The 17,403-nt window shown below is 61.5% G+C and carries 15 protein-coding genes; 4 read left to right on the plus strand and 11 right to left on the minus strand.

The window, feature by feature from the left end:
* Positions 1 to 10: 10 nt before the first annotated feature.
* The 3 genes from AC4PS7_RS18650 to AC4PS7_RS18660 all read right to left on the minus strand — a co-directional run bounded on the left by AC4PS7_RS18650 (position 11) and on the right by AC4PS7_RS18660 (position 4,180).
* Positions 11 to 2,359: an FdhF/YdeP family oxidoreductase gene (locus AC4PS7_RS18650; protein ID WP_021492346.1), complete on the minus strand. Its 2,349-nt coding sequence runs from the start codon at positions 2,357 to 2,359 to the stop codon at positions 11 to 13.
* On the minus strand, positions 2,356 to 3,195 hold the full coding sequence (gene fdhD, locus AC4PS7_RS18655) for a formate dehydrogenase accessory sulfurtransferase FdhD (protein WP_010214062.1): 840 nt from the start codon (positions 3,193 to 3,195) through the stop codon (positions 2,356 to 2,358). The genes AC4PS7_RS18650 and fdhD overlap by 4 nt, the downstream gene beginning before the upstream one ends.
* Positions 3,196 to 3,292: 97 nt before the next feature.
* Complete coding sequence (locus tag AC4PS7_RS18660; RefSeq protein WP_042571314.1) at positions 3,293 to 4,180, minus strand: LysR family transcriptional regulator; 888 nt, start codon at positions 4,178 to 4,180, stop codon at positions 3,293 to 3,295.
* 132 nt (positions 4,181 to 4,312) lie between these two features.
* Between AC4PS7_RS18660 and lysM the strand changes: the two genes are divergently transcribed.
* Positions 4,313 to 4,753, plus strand: a complete 441-nt coding sequence (gene lysM, locus AC4PS7_RS18665) for a peptidoglycan-binding protein LysM (protein ID WP_010214059.1) — start codon at positions 4,313 to 4,315, stop codon at positions 4,751 to 4,753.
* 141 nt (positions 4,754 to 4,894) lie between these two features.
* On the opposite strand, the gene yrfG is transcribed toward lysM, so the two are convergent.
* Entirely contained in the window at positions 4,895 to 5,557 is a 663-nt protein-coding gene (gene yrfG, locus AC4PS7_RS18670) for a GMP/IMP nucleotidase (protein WP_010214058.1), read from the minus strand.
* Between the two features lie 87 nt (positions 5,558 to 5,644).
* Here yrfG and nudE point away from each other — a divergent pair, with 87 nt between their 5' ends.
* Positions 5,645 to 6,211, plus strand: coding sequence for an ADP compounds hydrolase NudE (nudE, locus tag AC4PS7_RS18675; protein WP_010214054.1), 567 nt, complete (start codon positions 5,645 to 5,647; stop codon positions 6,209 to 6,211).
* A complete protein-coding gene (cysQ, locus tag AC4PS7_RS18680) occupies positions 6,208 to 7,044 on the plus strand; it encodes a 3'(2'),5'-bisphosphate nucleotidase CysQ (protein WP_010214052.1) in 837 nt (278 codons plus the stop codon). Before nudE ends, cysQ begins: the two co-directional genes overlap by 4 nt.
* Before the next feature lie 126 nt (positions 7,045 to 7,170).
* Here the strand turns inward: cysQ and AC4PS7_RS18685 are convergent, their stop codons facing one another.
* From AC4PS7_RS18685 to rfbB, 7 genes are read right to left on the minus strand one after another with little or no spacing between them, the layout of a single operon-like run.
* Positions 7,171 to 7,626: a YiiD C-terminal domain-containing protein gene (locus AC4PS7_RS18685; RefSeq protein ID WP_010214049.1), complete on the minus strand. Its 456-nt coding sequence runs from the start codon at positions 7,624 to 7,626 to the stop codon at positions 7,171 to 7,173.
* 26 nt (positions 7,627 to 7,652) lie between these two features.
* Positions 7,653 to 9,029, minus strand: coding sequence for a sigma-54-dependent transcriptional regulator (locus AC4PS7_RS18690; protein WP_010214047.1), 1,377 nt, complete (start codon positions 9,027 to 9,029; stop codon positions 7,653 to 7,655).
* Complete coding sequence (locus tag AC4PS7_RS18695) at positions 9,026 to 10,834, minus strand: sensor histidine kinase (RefSeq protein ID WP_021492341.1); 1,809 nt, start codon at positions 10,832 to 10,834, stop codon at positions 9,026 to 9,028. Before AC4PS7_RS18695 ends, AC4PS7_RS18690 begins: the two co-directional genes overlap by 4 nt.
* 36 nt (positions 10,835 to 10,870) lie before the next feature.
* Positions 10,871 to 11,740: a dTDP-4-dehydrorhamnose reductase gene (rfbD, locus tag AC4PS7_RS18700; RefSeq protein WP_137205710.1), complete on the minus strand. Its 870-nt coding sequence runs from the start codon at positions 11,738 to 11,740 to the stop codon at positions 10,871 to 10,873.
* Entirely contained in the window at positions 11,737 to 12,282 is a 546-nt protein-coding gene (rfbC, locus tag AC4PS7_RS18705) for a dTDP-4-dehydrorhamnose 3,5-epimerase (RefSeq protein ID WP_010214044.1), read from the minus strand. Before rfbC ends, rfbD begins: the two co-directional genes overlap by 4 nt.
* The gene (gene rfbA, locus AC4PS7_RS18710; RefSeq protein ID WP_021492339.1) at positions 12,279 to 13,154 is read right to left on the minus strand and encodes a glucose-1-phosphate thymidylyltransferase RfbA; all 876 of its coding nucleotides are present in this window, start codon (positions 13,152 to 13,154) and stop codon (positions 12,279 to 12,281) included. Before rfbA ends, rfbC begins: the two co-directional genes overlap by 4 nt.
* A complete protein-coding gene (rfbB, locus tag AC4PS7_RS18715) occupies positions 13,151 to 14,233 on the minus strand; it encodes a dTDP-glucose 4,6-dehydratase (protein WP_021492338.1) in 1,083 nt (360 codons plus the stop codon). The genes rfbA and rfbB overlap by 4 nt, the downstream gene beginning before the upstream one ends.
* Positions 14,234 to 14,384: 151 nt before the next feature.
* Here rfbB and AC4PS7_RS18720 point away from each other — a divergent pair, with 151 nt between their 5' ends.
* Complete coding sequence (locus AC4PS7_RS18720) at positions 14,385 to 17,285, plus strand: aminotransferase (protein WP_044286472.1); 2,901 nt, start codon at positions 14,385 to 14,387, stop codon at positions 17,283 to 17,285.
* Positions 17,286 to 17,403 lie beyond the last annotated feature (118 nt).

A 17,403-nucleotide genomic window follows, 5' to 3' on the forward strand; every position in this document is an offset into this window, starting at 1 on the left:
GCCCGGAGATTTATGCAGAGCGCGCCATGATCAGCCCATTGTCGCTCGCCGCTTCCAAGCGGATCGCCACGAACTTCGACGTCGGCGTATGGCTGCCATCCCCCGTGCTTTCCAGCGGCACCAGCGGGTTCACTTCCGGGTAGTAGGCTGCAGCCTGCCCAGCCGGAATATCAAACGCCAGCAAGGTAAAGCCCTTCACGCGGCGCTCGCGACCGTCTTCCCACAGCGACACGATGTCGGCCTTCTGCCCCGGCTTGAAACCTAGGCGGATGATGTCGGCTTCGTTGACGAACAGCACGTCACGCTGACCCTTGACCCCACGGTAGCGGTCGTCCAGGCCATAGATGGTGGTGTTGTACTGATCGTGGGAGCGCATCGATTGCATGATCAGGTCCGGCACCTTGCCCGTCGCGTGGGTGCGTTCGTGGATCAAGTCCTTGGGCAGGATGTTCGGGCGGAAGCTGGCGCGACCCGATGGCGTGTTCCAGCGGCGTGCACCGGCGGAGTTGCCCAGGTAGAAGCCGCCCGGATGCTTGATCTTCTCGTTGAAATCCTTGAAGCCGGGGATGGTGTCGGCGATCAGGTCGCGGATGCGGCTGTAGTCGGCCACCAGCCAGTTCCAATCCACTGGCTTAGTGCCCAGGGTGGCGGCAGCGATACCGGCCAGGATAGCCGGCTCGGATTTCATCAGCTTCGACAGCGGCTGCAACTGGCCGTTGGAACCGTGGACCATGCTGAACGAGTCTTCCACCGTCACCGCTTGCGGGCCTTCGGCCTGGATGTCGATGTCGGTACGGCCCAGGCACGGCAGGATCAGCGCGTCTTTGCCGTGCATCAGGTGGCTGCGGTTGAGTTTGGTGCTGATCTGCACCGTCAGGTCGCAATTGCGCAGTGCTTCGAAGGTGCGCGGGCTGTCCGGCGTGGCTTGGGCGAAGTTGCCGCCCAGGCCGATAAATACTTTAGCGCGGCCTTCGAGCATGGCGTGAATCGCTTCGACCACGTTGTGGCCGTTGACACGTGGCACCTGGAACTGGAAGCGGCGCTCCAGGGCGTCAAGAAACGCTACGGGCGGACGTTCGTTGATGCCCATGGTGCGGTCGCCCTGTACGTTGCTGTGGCCACGCACTGGGCACAAGCCGGCGCCTGGGCGGCCGATGTTGCCGCGCAGCAGCATCAGGTTGGCGATTTCCTGGATGGTCGGCACCGAGTGGCGGTGCTGGGTGATGCCCATCGCCCAGCACATGATCACGTTCTTGCCTTTGGCGTACATGCGCGCCGCTTGCTCGATCTCGACCAGGGTCAAACCGGACTGCTCGACGATTTCTTCCCAAGAGGTGTCGTCGATCTTGCCCAGGTAATCCAGCACGTTGGTGGTGTGTTCGTTGAGGAAGTCGTGATCGAACACGGCCTCTTTGCCTTCGGCCTGGGCCTGGCGTTCCCACAGCAGCAGGAACTTGGCCATGCCGCGCAGGATCGCCATGTCGCCACCCAGCGCCGGGCGGAAGTAGGCGGTGTTGGTCGGTTTGTCGCCGTTGGTGAGCATTTCCAGCGGGTGTTGCGGGTGCTGGAAGCGCTCCAGGCCGCGCTCTTTCAGCGGGTTGATGCACACCACCTGGGCGCCACGCTTGACCGCTTCACGCAACGGTTCGAGCATGCGCGGGTGGTTGGTGCCGGGGTTCTGGCCCCAGACGAAAATCGCATCGGCGTGTTCGAAGTCATCAAAGGTCACGGTGCCTTTGCCGACGCCCACGCTTTGCGCCAGGGCAACGCCGCTGGCTTCGTGGCACATGTTCGAGCAGTCCGGGAAGTTGTTGGTGCCGTAGGCGCGCACGAACAGCTGGTACAAGTACGCTGCTTCGTTGCTGGCACGGCCCGATGTGTAGAACTCGGCCATGTCCGGGCTGGGCAGGGCGTTGAGATGTTTGCCGACCAGGTCGAAGGCTGCCTCCCAACTGATGGGCTTGTAGCGGTCGGTTTCGGCGTCGTAGCGCATCGGCTCGGTCAGGCGGCCCTGATATTCCAGCCAGTAGTCGCTCTGCTCCAGCAAGGCGGTGACGCTGTGCTTGGCGAAGAATGCACCATCCACGCGGCGTTTGGTGGCTTCCCAGTTGACCGCCTTGGCGCCGTTTTCGCAGAACTTGACCATGCCGCTTTCCGGCGAGTCACCCCAGGCGCAGCCCGGGCAGTCAAAGCCGCCGTTCTGGTTGGTCTTGAGCATCATGCGCAGGTTTTTCAGCGCGTTGTCGCTGGTCAGCCAGGCCTGCGCCACGCTGATCAGTGCGCCCCAGCCGCCGGCCGGGCCCTTGTAGGGCTTGTAGCGCGGGGTCGGGGTTTGGTCGGCTTGGTGGTGCTGGCTCATGGCTGGTTCTCCATCGCAGGGCTGTAGACCCGCGGCGCACTTTTCTGCGGCAGGTGGATGAGATTGAGGTTATGCCGGCGGGCCCATTGCAGGGCCAGGCCGGTGGGCGACGACAGGCTGACCAGCGTCTGGATGCCAGCGCGCAGGACTTTCTGGATCAACTCCAGGCTGCAACGACTTGTCACAATCGCCAGGCCGCCTTCGGTCGGAATTTTTTGGCGGATCAACGCGCCGATCAACTTGTCCAGCGCGTTGTGTCGGCCGATGTCTTCGCGGCCCATCAGCAATTCGCCCTGGCCGTTCATGAACAGCGCCGCATGCACAGCGCCGCTGTATTGGCCCAGGGGTTGAAAGGCACTGATGCGTTGGCGCAGGCCATCGAGCCACTCGGCGGGCGGCAAGGGCGCACCGGGCAATACCTGAAGGTCTGGCAGGGCCTGCTCAACGGCTTCCACGCCGCACAAGCCACAGCCACTGGTGCCGGCTAACTGGCGGCGCTGCTGCTTGAGGTTCCAGAAGGCGCGGCTGGAGATTTGCACCTGAGCATATTGGGCAGAGCCCGAGCCGCTGAGTTTCAGGTCATAAATGTCGCTAACGTCGGCGATAATACCGCTACCGATGCTGAAGCCAACAATGAAGTCTTCCAAGTCCGTCGGCGTCACCAACATCACCGCTTGGCTGATGTCGTTGTAGGCGATCGCCAACGCCACTTCTTCCGCCAAGGCTGTGCTGGCAGATTCAGTGTGTTCGAGATTGCAATACTGGTAGCTGTGGCTGGCGACGGGCGCTGGCGTTTCGAGAGCGGGCGCCGCGCAGACAGGACGCTTGGCGTTCATGGGGCAGTACCACCGGCGGATTGATCAGTGGTTAGACTAGGCGCGACAAAGCGTCGCGTCTAATTGCCAGTATTGATCTACCGATAGATGACGTCGATCAAGATTGAGTTAGCGATTTCTGATACAGCGCGAAACACGCCTCCGCCAGTGCTGAGCGCGGGGCGCTGCGACGCATGATCAGCCCCAGGCGCGCGAGGGTATGGGCGTCTTCGATCGGTTGCAGGCGCAAGTGCTCGGTGAGTGCATCCAGGCCCCCATCCAGCGGCATTACCGCGCAACACAGTCCGCCGTGTACCGCTTGTAGCAACTGATGGACGGCATCGGTCTGTAACAACGGTTGCGGGATGAGCCCACGGCTGTGGAAGTTGTGATCGATGGACTGGCGAAAGTGCATGCCACTGGTGAGCATGCCCAGCGGCAGCTTGATCAACGCTTCCCAGCTCAACGGCGTGTCGCCGAAAGAGAAGAAGCGCTGGTCGTAGAGCAGGCCCATGCGGGTTTCGCCCAAGGCCAGTGAGTCGAAGCGTTCGTTATCCAGCCGTTCCAGGTAAGACACGCCCAGGTCCAGCCGGTTACTCGCCAGTTGTTCAAGGATCTGCTCCGAGCTGAGCGCCGAGAGCTCAAAGCGCAGGCTTGGGTGTTCTTTATGCAACTGCTGCATTAATGCCAAGGGATCGAAACTCGACAGCGGCACCACGCCCAGGCGCAACGTCCCCACCAGGTTGCCGCGACAAGCCGCGGCTTCGGCCTGCAGGCCGTCATACGCCGCCAGCACTGTGCGTGCCCACGCCAGCACCCGCTCACCGGGTGCGGTAAAGCCTTCGAAGCGCTGGCCGCGATTGACCAGTGGCAGATCAAGCTCCTCCTCAAGGTTACGCAAGCGCATCGACAGGGTCGGTTGGGTAATGTGGCAACGCGCCGCCGCCTGGCCGAAGTGACGGGTATCGTCGAGGGCGATGAGGAATTTCAGCTGTTTGATGTCCATCTTCGCTCCAGGTCTTATTCCAATGGCGGGGGGATTCTAGCGCGTTTGGATCTTTGGCCGGGTCGGAACCCAAATCCACAGGACTGGTCTAGTCTTGGGCATCTGGAAATCAAAAACCAAGGAGAGCGCACTATGAGTATTTTCAGCTTTATCAAGGAAGCCGGCGAAAAGATTGTCGACCTGTTGACGCCGGGTAATGCGAACGCCAGTGAGCAGTTGAAAGATCACGTGTCCAAGGTGGGTCTGGGTAATCCGAACGTGCAGACCACAGTGGATGGCGACAAGGTGACCGTGACCGGTGAAGTCGCCACTCAGGAGGAGAAAGAGAAGATTTTGCTGGCGCTGGGCAATATTGCCGGTGTGGCCAGTGTGGATGATCAGATCACTGTAACGGGGCCGGCTGTCGAGGCTGCGACTTTTGTCGTCGTGAAAAAGGGTGACACGCTGAGCGCTATTTCTCTCTCGGTGTACGGTAACGCTAATCTGTATAACAAGATTTTTGAGGCGAACAAGCCGCTTTTGTCCCATCCGGACAAGATCTATCCAGGCCAGACGCTGCGTATTCCCAAGTAATACGAAGGCGTCAATGTGGGCGCGGGTTTGTGTGGGAGCCGGGCTTGCCCGCGATAGCATCGCCTCGGTTTGAGCTAAACACCGCGGTGCCTGCATCGCGGGCAAGCCCGGCTCCCACAGAGATCTTCTCCCACTTGGCGTTCAGAGTCCGGCGATGAGTTCTCTGTAATCCCCGACTGCCGCGAATTCTGCGGTGTCTTTAGGCCCCTTCTTGCTATCCGGTTCTTTCACCGCCAGCAAATGCCCCACGCCAAATGCCTGGGCACTGCGCAGGATGGGCAGGGTATCGTCGATAAACAGGGTGCGGGCCGGGTCGAAGCGGAGGTCGGCTTGCAGGGCGTCCCAGAACTGCGGGTGTTCCTTGGCGAAACCGTAATCGTGGGAGCTGATCAACCGTTCGAAATGCGGCGCCAGTTCAATGCGTTCCAACTTCAATGACAGCGAATCACGATGAGCGTTGGTGATCAGAATCACACGCTTGCCGGCCTGTTTGATTGCCGCCAGGAAGGTGTCGGCATCCGGGCGCAGGGCGATGAGGTGGGCGGTTTCCAGTTTGAGTTCGCGCACCGGGATCTTCAGTTCTGCGCTCCAGAAATCCAGGCAATACCATTGCAACTGTCCGGCGTTACGCTCGAACAGCGGCTGCAGCTCCATCTCGGCCATCGCCCGGCTTACCCCGTGCAGTTCGGCGTATCGCTGGGGCAGGTGTTCCATCCAGAAGTGGTTGTCGTAATGCAGGTCGAGCAGGGTGCCGTCCATGTCCAGCAGGACAGTGTCGATGGCGTGCCAGGGCAAAGAGGGCATGGGGCGTTCTCATGTAAGTAAAGATATCCGACACAGACAATCGGAAAAGCCACGGTATAGTAACCCGATCACGCCAAGGAGCCGCTTATGCGCCAGAAACCCACCGTCCTCGCCCGCGAAATAGTCGCCAGTAGCCGTTTGTTCCGCGTGGAGGAAGTGCAACTGCGCTTTTCCAATGGCGTCGAGCGGACCTACGAGCGCCTGGTGGGTCGCGGTGCCGGTTACGGCGCAGTGATGATCGTAGCAATGATCGACGCAGACCATGCGTTGCTGGTGGAAGAGTACTGCGGCGGCACCGACGAATACGAATTGTCCTTGCCCAAGGGCTTGATCGAACCCGGCGAAGACGTATTGGCGGCGGCAGACCGGGAACTCAAGGAAGAGGCTGGTTACGGCGCACGTCAGTTGGAACACCTCACCGAACTGTCGCTGTCGCCTGGCTACATGAGCCAGAAAATCCAGGTGGTATTGGCCACCGATCTTTATGAAGAGCGCCTGGAAGGCGATGAACCTGAGCCGATGCGTGTGGACCGGGTCAATCTGCGCGAGCTGTCGATGCTCGCGCAGAACGAGCAATTCAGCGAAGGCCGTGCCCTGGCCGCGCTGTACCTGGTACGAGACCTGTTGACCCAGCGTGGAGCGTTTACCGCATGAGCGAGCTTTTTTTAGGCCACCCGTTTATTGCCCCTGTGATTGAACTGGCTCGTCAGGCTGGTGAAGTGATATTGCCGTTCTGGCGTGCCGACGTGGCCGTCACCTCCAAAGCCGATGATTCGCCGGTGACGGCAGCGGATTTGGCCGCCCATCACTTGATCCTGGCGGGCCTGACCGCACTGGACCCCAGCATTCCGGTGCTGTCCGAGGAAGACGCCGACATTGACCAGAACGTGCGCGCCGGCTGGCAGCGCTGGTGGCTGGTGGACCCGTTGGACGGTACCAAGGAGTTTATCTCCGGCAGCGAAGAATTTACCGTGAACATCGCGTTGATCGAACAAGGGCGCGTGGTGTTTGGCGTGGTGTCGATGCCCACCAATGGGCGTTGCTACTTCGGGGGTGCGGGCCTGGGCGCCTGGCGCTCCGATGTGAATGAAGCACCCAAGCAGATTCAAGTGCGCGAGGCGCCAGCAGCGGGCGAGTCGTTTACCGTGGTCGCGAGTCGCCGGCATACCAGCCCGGAGCAGGAGCGTCTGTTGGATGGCTTGAGTGAAGGCCTGGGCGCGTTGAAGTTGGCGAATATCGGCAGCTCGCTGAAGTTCTGCCTGTTGGCCGAGGGCAGTGCGGATTGCTATCCGCGCCTGGCGCCGACCTCGCAGTGGGACACGGCGGCGGCCCAGGGTGTGCTGGAAGGCGCAGGAGGGGAAGTGCTGGAATTGAGCGGTGAGCCGTTCAGCTACCCGGCGCGGGCATCGTTGTTGAACCCGTTCTTTTTAGCGTTGCCGGCCAAAGCCGCATGGCGCGAGCGATTGCTGACCCTCGCCCGTTCCTGACGCCTTGTGTAGGCGCGAGCTTGCTCGCGAAAATCGTCAACGATAACGCAGTGACCCTGGTTGATCGCGGCGCTCTCAGGTTTTTCGCGAGCAAGCTCGCTCCTACAGTGGGCGGTGCCGGAGCTTTTAGCGGTGCAGGACGTATTGGCCGGTGAAAACGACTGCTCGCGCTTCACTGCCCTCATTCACAACCCACGTCTCCAGCGTCAGCCTCGCGCGGCCATAGCGCTTGTACGTCGCCACAAACCGCTTCCACACCTTTTCCTCCGGCGACGGGCACACCACCGTCGCATCCCGCGTAACCGGCAACGGGTAACTGATCTGGCCTTCCTGGATCACGATATGCCCGTCTTCAATCCCTTCTTCACGCAACTGCAAGTGCAGCCAGCCCCAGCCCGCCAGTACCGCGCCGCAATACAGGCTGCCGCCGAACATGGTGCTCTTGTGATTGATGTTGGCTTGCAAGGGCAGATGCAGTTCCAACTGCCCCTGTGTCCAGTCGAGCACCTTTAGGCCCATGTCCCGTGTGAGAGGGATGTCGTGGTGAAGAATGGATTCCAGGTAACGGCTGTCGCGGCTCATGGGGGCCTCTTGGCGGGTGGGGGCTGTCATTCGTCGTCGCTGCTTTGGTTGGCGAAGTTCAGGCCATGCTTGCGTAGTTTGTCGTGCAGGGTCTTGCGCGGGACGCCTAGGGCTTCCGCGAGGCTGCGCATGGAGCTGTGGGGGCGGGTCAGCTCGGCGGCAATCAGGCTTTTTTCGAACTGCTCGACTTGCTCGCTCAAGCCACCGGGCGTAGAGGTCAGGGTGCCAGCTGATGGATTGTCCGGCGTGTTATCCAGCGCCAGTTCCAGGCCCAGGGCAAAGCGCTCTGCCGCGTTCTGCAATTCGCGCACATTGCCCGGCCAGCTATGGCGCAATAACAGCGCGCGCTGCCCCGGTTGCAGTTCATGCAGCGGCAGGCCGTGGCGGCTGCTGGCTTCGTCGGCGAAGTGCTGGAACAGCATCAACGCATCTTCGCCGCGCTCGCGCAGGGGTGGAATGCGCAGCGGCGCCACGTTGAGGCGGTAATACAGGTCGGCACGGAAACGGCCCTGGTCGGCGGACTGGCGCAGGTCTTCCTTGGTGGCGGCGATGATGCGGATATCCAGTGGGATCAGCTGATTGCCGCCCAGGCGTTCCACCACGCGCTCCTGCAACAGACGCAAGAGTTTGACCTGAACATCCAGGCTCATGCTTTCGATTTCATCGAGGAACAAGGTGCCGCCGTTGGCGAATTCGAACTTGCCGATACGGCGTTTCTGCGCGCCGGTAAAGGCGCCCGGCTCATGGCCGAACAGTTCGCTCTCCACGACCGACTCGGCCAATGCTCCGGCGTTGATTGCCACAAAAGGCCCGCTACGGCGGCTCGACAAATCGTGCAGCGCGCGGGCGACCACCTCTTTGCCGGCGCCGGTTTCGCCAAGGATCAGCACATCAGCCCGGGTCGCGGCCAGAGCGCCGATCTGCTCGCGCAGGCGCAGCATTTGCGGCGAGTGGCCCACCAGTCGCGTGCTCAACTGCTGACGGTCGCTAAGGGCCAGGCGCAGGCTGCGGTTGTCCAGCACCAGGCGGCGCAGGGCCAGGGCGCGGCGCACACTGTCGAGCAGGGCGTCGCTGGCGAAAGGTTTTTCCAGGAAGTCATAGGCCCCGGCACGCATGGCCTGCACCGCCAGCGGCACATCGCCGTGGCCGGTGATCAGCAGCACCGGCAACTCCGGGTCCTGGCCGTGCAGCTCGGCGAGCAGCTCCAGGCCGTCCATGCCGGGCATGCGGATGTCGCTGACCACCACGCCCGGCCAGTCCCGCGACAGGCGCGCAGTGAGGCCGGTGGCTTCGCCCAGGGTCAGGACGTTCAGCCCGGCCAGGTCCAGGGTCTGGCACAGCGCCTGACGCAGGTGTGGATCATCGTCGATCAACACCACCTGAATCTGGTTATCGATACTCATACACTGCGGTCCTCGGACGGTTGCAGACTGACGCCCGGCGCACCGGCACGCAATTTCAAGGTTAACAGCGCACCGCCTTCCTTGTGGTTGGCAAACAGCAGTTCGCCGCCAAAGGCACGCATCAGAGTGTCGCAGATCGCCAGCCCCAACCCCAGGCCCTGGGTGCGCGTCTTGGTGGTGTAGAACGGCTCGCTGGCGCGGCCCAGGGCTTCCATGCAAAAGCCCGGGCCGTTGTCGCGAATGTACAGGTTGACGCCCTGATCGGTGGTTTCGGCACTCAGCCACAGTTTGCGCGGCGGACCTTTTTCGGTGAGGGCGTCGAGGGCGTTGGCCAGCAGGTTGCCCAGAACCTGGCGCAAACGGGTTTCGCCCGCCTGTACCCAGAGGGTGGCTTCGGGCAAGTCACGGACCAGTTCCACCTCCATCGACCGCCGCCGCTTGGCCAGCAGCGCCAGGGCATCGTCCAGCGCCGGTTGCAGGGCGACGCTCTCGGGCGCATGGCGGTCGCGACGGGCAAAGGCGCGCAGGTGGGCGATGATCGAGGCCATGCGTCCGGTCAGTTCGCTGATCAGCTTGAGGTTGCCCCGCGCATCCGTGGTGCGCTCATGGTCGAGCAGGATTTCAGCGTTCTCTGCATAGCTGCGAATCGCCGCCAGGGGCTGGTTGAGTTCATGGCTGATGCTTGCCGACATGGTGCCCAGCGCCGACAATTTGCCCGCCTGCACCAGGTCATCCTGGGCACGCACCAGTTCCTGCTGCGCGTGTTCGCGCTCCAGCACTTCCTGCTTCAGGCGCCGGTTGAGGCCTTCGAGGTCACTGGTCCGCTCGACCACTCGCGCTTCCAGCTCGCGACGGGCCTTGGCTTCGAACGCAATGCGTTCCAGGTAATGGCGGCGACGTTGCATCATCAAGCCCAGCAGCAGCATCAACACCAGCAGCGTCGCGCCGCCGACTGCCACCACCGTGCGCACCGGACGGCTGATCAGCGAGCGTGGTGCGAGGATTTCCACGTTCCAGCCGGTCTCGGCGATGGCTGTGGATTGGCGCAACCAGGCGGTGTTGCTCAGGCTCAGTGGTTGCGGGTCGCGGGTCGGGTAGGGCTGGATGGCGATAATGGCCCGGCGTTCTTCGGCGGTCAGCGGTCGGGTGGCGCGGAATCGCCATTGTGGGCGCGACGTCAGGATCACCACACCGTTATGGTCGGTGACCAGCAGTTGCTCCGGGGTGTTACCCCACAGACTTTCGGTGTGGTCCAGGTCGACCTTGACCACCAGCACACCGATGATCGTATCGCCATCGCGCACGGCGGCGGCAAAGAAGTAACCGCGCTTGGCGGAGGTGGTGCCCAAGCCGAAGAACCGCCCCAGGCGCCCGGCCATGGCTTCGCTGAAATACGGCCGGAACGAGAAATTACGCCCGACGAAGCTGTCCTGTTTATCCCAGTTGGATGCAGCCAGTGTCTTGCCGGTGGTGTCCATCAGGTACATCACCTCCACCCCGGCCTGGGCGGCGACGTCCTTGAGCAGCAGGTTGGCGTTGACCAGGTTGGTGCTCACCCCAGGCGCATCCAGCGCGGTGCGCAAAGCCGGCAAGTCGCCAAGGATCTGCGGCAGCACCTCATAGCGGTGCAGGGTCCCGAGCAGGTTGGCCACGTACAGGTCGAGGGTCTGGCGGTTCTGCCCGGCCAACTCGCTGCGGTAATAGCGCTCGGCCAGGTGCTCCAGCGGCCACAGCAGCGGTGCCAGGCACAACGCCAACAAGGCGAGGCTGCGCCAGCGGGGTCTACGCGGAAGGGGTGGAGTCATGAGAGTCATGCGCCTGTGGGTACAGGCGCATTATGCCTAGTGCTGCAGTGCAAGACACTCGCGCAATGCGTCTTGCCAGTGTGGCTGGCTGACGTGCCATTGCTGCTGCAGGCGGCTGCAATCGAGGCGCGAGTTCAGCGGGCGCTTGGCGGGCGTCGGATAAGCGCTGGACGGGATGGGCTCCAGTTCGGCGCAGGCTTTGCCTTGCTGACGCAGGTGGTCGCCAATGGCTTCGGCAAAACCGAACCAGGAGGTTTCGCCTTGAGCACTCAGGTGATAAATGCCCCATTCCCCCGGTTCGCCTGCTTGCCAGCGTTCGATCAACGCGCGCGTGCTGTTGGCAATGCTGCCGGCCCAGGTCGGCGCGCCGATCTGGTCGGCGACGATGCGCATTTGCGGCTTCTCCTGCAGCAGCCGCTGCATGGTCAGCAGGAAGTTCTTGCCGTGGTTGGAGTAGACCCAACTGGTGCGCAGAATGAGGTATTCGCCGCCGACGGCCGCAATCGCCTGCTCGCCCGCCAGTTTGCTCTGGCCGTAGACGCCCAGCGGGTTCGGCGTGTCGGTTTCGCGGTAGGGGGCAGGTTTGCTGCCGTCGAACACGTAGTCGGTGGAATAGTGGATCAGCGGGATGCCCAGCGCCTTGGCCTCTTCGGCAAGGATGCCCGGGGCGATGGCATTGATGGCGAAGGCCGCGTCCGGCTCGCTCTCGGCCAGATCGACGGCCGTGTGGGCCGCTGCGTTGATGATCAGGTGAGGGCGATGGGCCCGCACCTGCTGGCGAATGTGCTCCGCTTCGGCCAGGTCAAGCTGGTCGCGTCCCAGGACGACGAGCTCGCCCAGGCCTTGGAGCCGCAGTTGCAGCTCGCGGGAGACTTGGCCATGTTGGCCGGTGATCAAGATTTTCATGGGAACACGTCAGCTTCCATCAAGGGTTTACCCGCCTGGTCCTTGGCGGACAGCTGTGGCGCCTCGCTCAGCTCCCAGTCGATTGCCAGTGTCGGGTCATTCCACAGGATGCAGCGTTCGGCACTGGGCTGGTAGTAGTCAGTGGTTTTGTACAGGAACTCGGCGTGTTCGCTCAGTACCACGAATCCATGCGCAAAACCTTCCGGCACCCATAGTTGGCGGTGATTCTGGGCCGATAAGCGTACACCCACCCACTGGCCGAAATTCGGCGAGCTGCGGCGGATATCGACGGCTACGTCCAATACTTCACCGGCGGTGACACGCACCAGTTTGCCTTGGGTGTGTTCGAGTTGGTAATGCAGGCCACGCAGCACGCCCTTCTGGGAGCGTGAGTGGTTGTCCTGAACAAACTGACGCTTGAGACCCGTTGCCTCTTCAAAAGCCCGGGCGTTGAAACTTTCGTAGAAGAAGCCACGTTCATCACCGAACACCTTGGGTTCGATGATCAGCACGTCGGGCAGCGAGGTTTCAATGACGTTCACTGATTCTCTCCAGCCAGCGAGTACAGGTATTGGCCATAGCCGGTCTTGCCGAAGTATTTGGCACGTTCCAGCAGGTGCTCGCGGTTGATCCAGCCGTTTTCATAGGCGACTTCTTCTAGGCAAGCTACTTTCAGGCCTTGGCGGTGCTCGATGGTCTGCACGTACTGCGAGGCCTCCAGCAAGCTGTCATGGGTGCCCGTATCCAGCCAGGCAAAACCACGGCCGAAACGCTCTACATGCAGGTCGCCGCGCTTGAGGTAGGCGTTGTTGACGTCGGTAATCTCATACTCGCCACGGGGCGAAGGCTTGACCGCCTTGGCGATCTTGATCACGTCGTTGTCGTAGAAGTACAGGCCGGTCACGGCATAGCTGGATTTTGGCTTCGCCGGCTTTTCTTCGATGGAGAGGGCACGGCCCTCGCTGTCGAAGTCGATCACGCCAAAGCGCTCCGGGTCCTTGACCCAGTAGCCGAAAACAGTAGCGCCAGACGCTCGCTTGGCCGCACCAAGCAGTTGTTCGCCGAAATGCTGACCATGGAAGATATTGTCGCCCAGGATCAGGCACACAGGATCATCGCCGATGAACTCTTCACCAATGATGAACGCCTGGGCCAGGCCATCCGGGGTTGGCTGCTCGGCGTAGCTGAAACGCACGCCAAACTGGCTGCCATCGCCCAGCAAGTTGCGGTATTGCGGCAAGTCCACGGGGGTGGAAATCACCAGGATGTCCTTGATACCCGCCAGCATCAGCACGGAGATCGGGTAGTAGATCATCGGCTTGTCGTACACCGGCAACAACTGCTTGGACACACCCAGGGTAATGGGGTGCAAACGTGTGCCGGACCCGCCGGCCAATACGATTCCCTTCATCATGCGATCAAATCCTTAAAGTCAGTGTTGCCTAAACGTTCGCCCTGATAGCTGCCATCCTGGACCCTGCGGCACCATTCCAGGTTATCGAGGTACCACTGCACGGTCTTGCGCAAACCGGATTCGAAGGTTTCTTCAGGAACCCAGCCTAGCTCGCGTTCAATCTTGCTGGCATCGATTGCATAACGCTGATCGTGGCCGGGGCGGTCTTTGACGAACGTGATCAGGTCGGCGAATTTTTCGACGCCGCTGGGGCGTTGGGGTGCCAACTCTTCCAGCAATTGGCAGATGCCACGCACGACATCGATGTTTTTTTGCTCATTGTGACCGCCGATATTATAGGTTTCGCCGACGATACCCTCGGTCACTACTTTCAGCAGCGCGCGGGCATGGTCCTCGACAAACAGCCAGTCACGTACTTGTAAGCCATTGCCATAGACCGGCAATGGTTTGCCCGCGAGTGCGTTGAGGATCACCAAGGGGATCAGCTTCTCGGGGAAGTGGAACGGCCCGTAGTTGTTCGAACAGTTCGTGAGCAGCACCGGCAGGCCATAGGTGCGTTGCCATGCGCGTACCAGGTGGTCGGACGCCGCCTTGCTCGCAGAGTACGGCGAGCTGGGCGCATAGGGCGTGGTTTCAGTGAACAGGTCATCCACGCCGTGCAGGTCACCGTACACTTCGTCAGTGGAAATGTGATGGAAACGGAAGTTACCCTTGGCGGGCTCGGCCAACGTCTGCCAATAGGCGCGGGCGGCCTCCAGCAGGCTGTAGGTGCCGACGATATTGGTTTGAATGAAATCCGATGGGCCATCAATCGAGCGGTCGACATGGGACTCTGCCGCCAAGTGCATGATCGCCTGGGGCTCGAAGCGCTCCAGTATGGCGCTGACAGTGGCCTGGTCGATGATATCGGCCTGGACGAACTCATAGCGGCTGTTGGACGCGATGCTGGCCAGCGACTCCAGATTGCCCGCATAGGTGAGTTTGTCCAGGTTGAGGACTTCGTGCTCGGTGTGTTGAATCAGGTGACGGATCAGGGCAGAGCCAATAAAACCGGCACCACCGGTGATGAGAATGCGCATGTCGGAGGGCCTTTTCCTTAGACGGACATTAAGCGAATGGAGCATAGCTTGAGTTGTGTGGCGAGGTGGCGCAAGCGCGGTGTGACTAGGGGTTGCCTTATCCACCAGAACAATGGCGATATAGACGCCTAAAAAAACCGAGGTCGTCACAATGCCGCTCGCCACCCTGATCCATCGCGCCAGTCTACCCTGCCCGCAAGTGGGCACCGATCAGGTGGCTCAACTGCTCGCGCAACATTACGGCCTAGCTGGCATCTTGCAATCATTGGGCAGTCAGCAAGACCTCAACTACAGAGTCGACAGCCCCCGCGGCCGGTTTGTTCTGAAAATCTGTCGGGGCGACTACGACGCTGTTGAACTGCACGCCCAGCACGCTGCGCTTGATAGGCTGCAGACGGTACGCGTACCCAAGGTCATCAAGTCTTTGACCGGGGAAGCGCTGTTGACCCTGAACCTCGAAGGTCAAGCCCTGCACGTGCGCGTGCTGGAGTACATCGATGGCCAGCCGTTGACCCATCTGCCCCACCTGGGGCGCGGGGTGATCGCAGGGTTTGGTGACCTGTGTGGGCGGATGAGCCAGGCGCTGGCGCGGTTCGAGCATCCGGGCCTGCAACGCACGCTGCAGTGGGACCCGCGCCATGCCCAGGCATTGATCAAGCATCTGTTGGCGACCTTGGAAAACCTGCCGCATCGCCTGGCACTGGAGCAAGTGGCCGAGCAGGTCGAAGCGCGTATCCGCCCCTTGGCCGATCACTTGCCGTGGCAGGCGGTGCACATGGACATCACCGACGACAACGTGGTGTGGCAGCGCGATGCGCAACGGCACTGGCAGATTCAGGGCGTGATCGATTTCGGCGACCTTGTGCACACCTGGCGCATTGCCGATCTGTCGGTGACTTGCGCGGCGTTGCTGCATCATGCTGACGGCGATCCCTTTGCGATCCTGCCGGCGATCCAGGCCTGCCACGCGGTCACGCCGTTGCAGCACGAAGAACTGCTGGCGCTGTGGCCGCTGATCGTCGCCCGTGCGGCGGTGCTGGTGCTGAGCAGCGAGCAGCAGCAACGCCTGGATCCGGATAACCGCTACCTGCTGAAAAACGCCGAGCATGAGTGGGAAATTTTCCATGTAGCCACGTCAGTGCCATTTGCATTGATGGAGGCGGCCATTCTGGGCTGCGTCGGTCAGGCGCCGGCACCCCTCGCCAGTCAAGGCTTTGCGCCGTTGCTGCCGGGGTTGGTTGGGCGTGAGTTTGCGTTGATCGACCTGGGCGTGCTCAGCCCGCATTTCGAGGCGGGTAACTGGGAACAACCGGGGGTCGATCAACGGCTGTTGCAGGAGGCGGCGGCGGTGCATGGCCTGGCGGCAAGTCGCTATGGGCAATACCGTTTGTCGCAGACCCAGCCTGACAGCGCGATTGAGCCAGAGACGTTCCCGTTGCATGTCGAACTGCACGTGCCTTTGGGTACATCGGTTGAAGCGCCGTTTGCAGGTGTTGTACGACCGGGCGCCAACGGTGGGCTTCAGGTGCACAGCAGTGAGGCAAGCGTGTGGCTATGGGGCATGAAAGCACTGTTGCAGCCAGGTGCCGCAGTGCTCAAGGGCCAGGTGATCGGTGAAGTCGAAGGCCCGCTCATTGTGCAACTGTGCCGTGCTGACGTGCCCGCACCGTTGTTTTGCACGCCGTCACGGGCACAGGCATGGCAATCGCTGTGCCCATCGCCGGCCGCGCTGTTGGGCCTGGCCTGCGACGCCGAACCCGAGTTGGACCCTGAGGCCTTGCTGGCCCGCCGCGACGCCAGTTTCGCCCGTTCGCAAAAGCACTATTACGCCGACCCGCCACGCATCGAACGTGGCTGGCGCAACCACCTGATTGACATGCAGGGCCGTTCCTACCTGGACATGCTCAACAACGTCGCCGTACTGGGCCATGGTCATCCGCGCATGGCGGCAGTGGCAGCGCGGCAGTGGTCGTTGCTCAATACCAACTCGCGTTTCCATTACGCGGCCGTTGCCGAATTTTCCGAGCGTTTGCTGGCGCTGGCGCCTGAGGGCATGGACCGGGTGTTCCTGGTCAACAGCGGCACCGAGGCCAATGATTTGGCGATCCGCCTGGCCTGGGCATACAGCGGCGGACGCGACATGCTCAGCGTGCTGGAGGCGTACCACGGCTGGTCGGTGGCGGCGGATGCGGTGTCCACGTCGATTGCCGACAACCCCCAGGCGTTGAGCAGCCGCCCGGACTGGGTGCACCCGGTGACCGCGCCCAATACGTATCGCGGTGAGTTCCGCGGGCAGGACAGTGCGCCGGATTACGTCCGAAGCGTGGAGCACAACCTGGCGAAAATTGCCGCGAGCCAACGCCAACTGGCGGGTTTCATCTGCGAGCCGGTGTATGGCAATGCAGGTGGCATCTCGTTGCCGCCGGGCTATTTGCAGCAGGTGTACGGACTCGTCCGCGCCCAGGGTGGCGTGTGCATCGCCGATGAAGTGCAGGTGGGTTACGGCCGTATGGGGCATTTCTTCTGGGGCTTTGAAGAGCAAGGCGTGGTGCCTGACATCATTACAATGGCCAAGGGTATGGGGAATGGCCAGCCGCTGGGCGCGGTCATTACTCGGCGGGAAATCGCCGAGGCGCTGGAAGCTGAGGGGTATTTCTTCTCGTCGTCGGGAGGCAGTCCGGTGAGTTGCCGGATCGGAATGGCCGTGCTGGATGTGATGGAAGAGGAAAAGTTGTGGGAAAACGCCCGGGTGGTTGGTGGGCATTTCAAGGCCCGGTTGGAAGAACTGATTGATCGTCATCCGTTAGTGGGGGCTGTCCACGGCTCAGGTTTTTATCTTGGACTGGAGTTGGTCCGCGATCGGCAAACCCTGGAACCCGCTACTGAAGAGACCACGTTGCTGTGTGATCGCCTGCGGGAATTGGGGATTTTCATGCAACCGACGGGGGATTATTTGAACATCCTCAAGATCAAGCCGCCGATGGTCACGTCTCGACACAGTGTGGATTTCTTCGTCGACATGCTGTCGAAAGTGCTGGATGAACAGTTATAGATAGTCGATTCTTATCGGCTAAATAATCTCATGGTTATCAGCCATGATGTTTTGTCGCTTCTAAAGCCGATTTTTATCCGTTATAAAGTCGGCTTTACCCCCATTCGGAGTCCTGATC

Source organism: Pseudomonas sp. DW-iso3, from assembly GCF_058725305.1.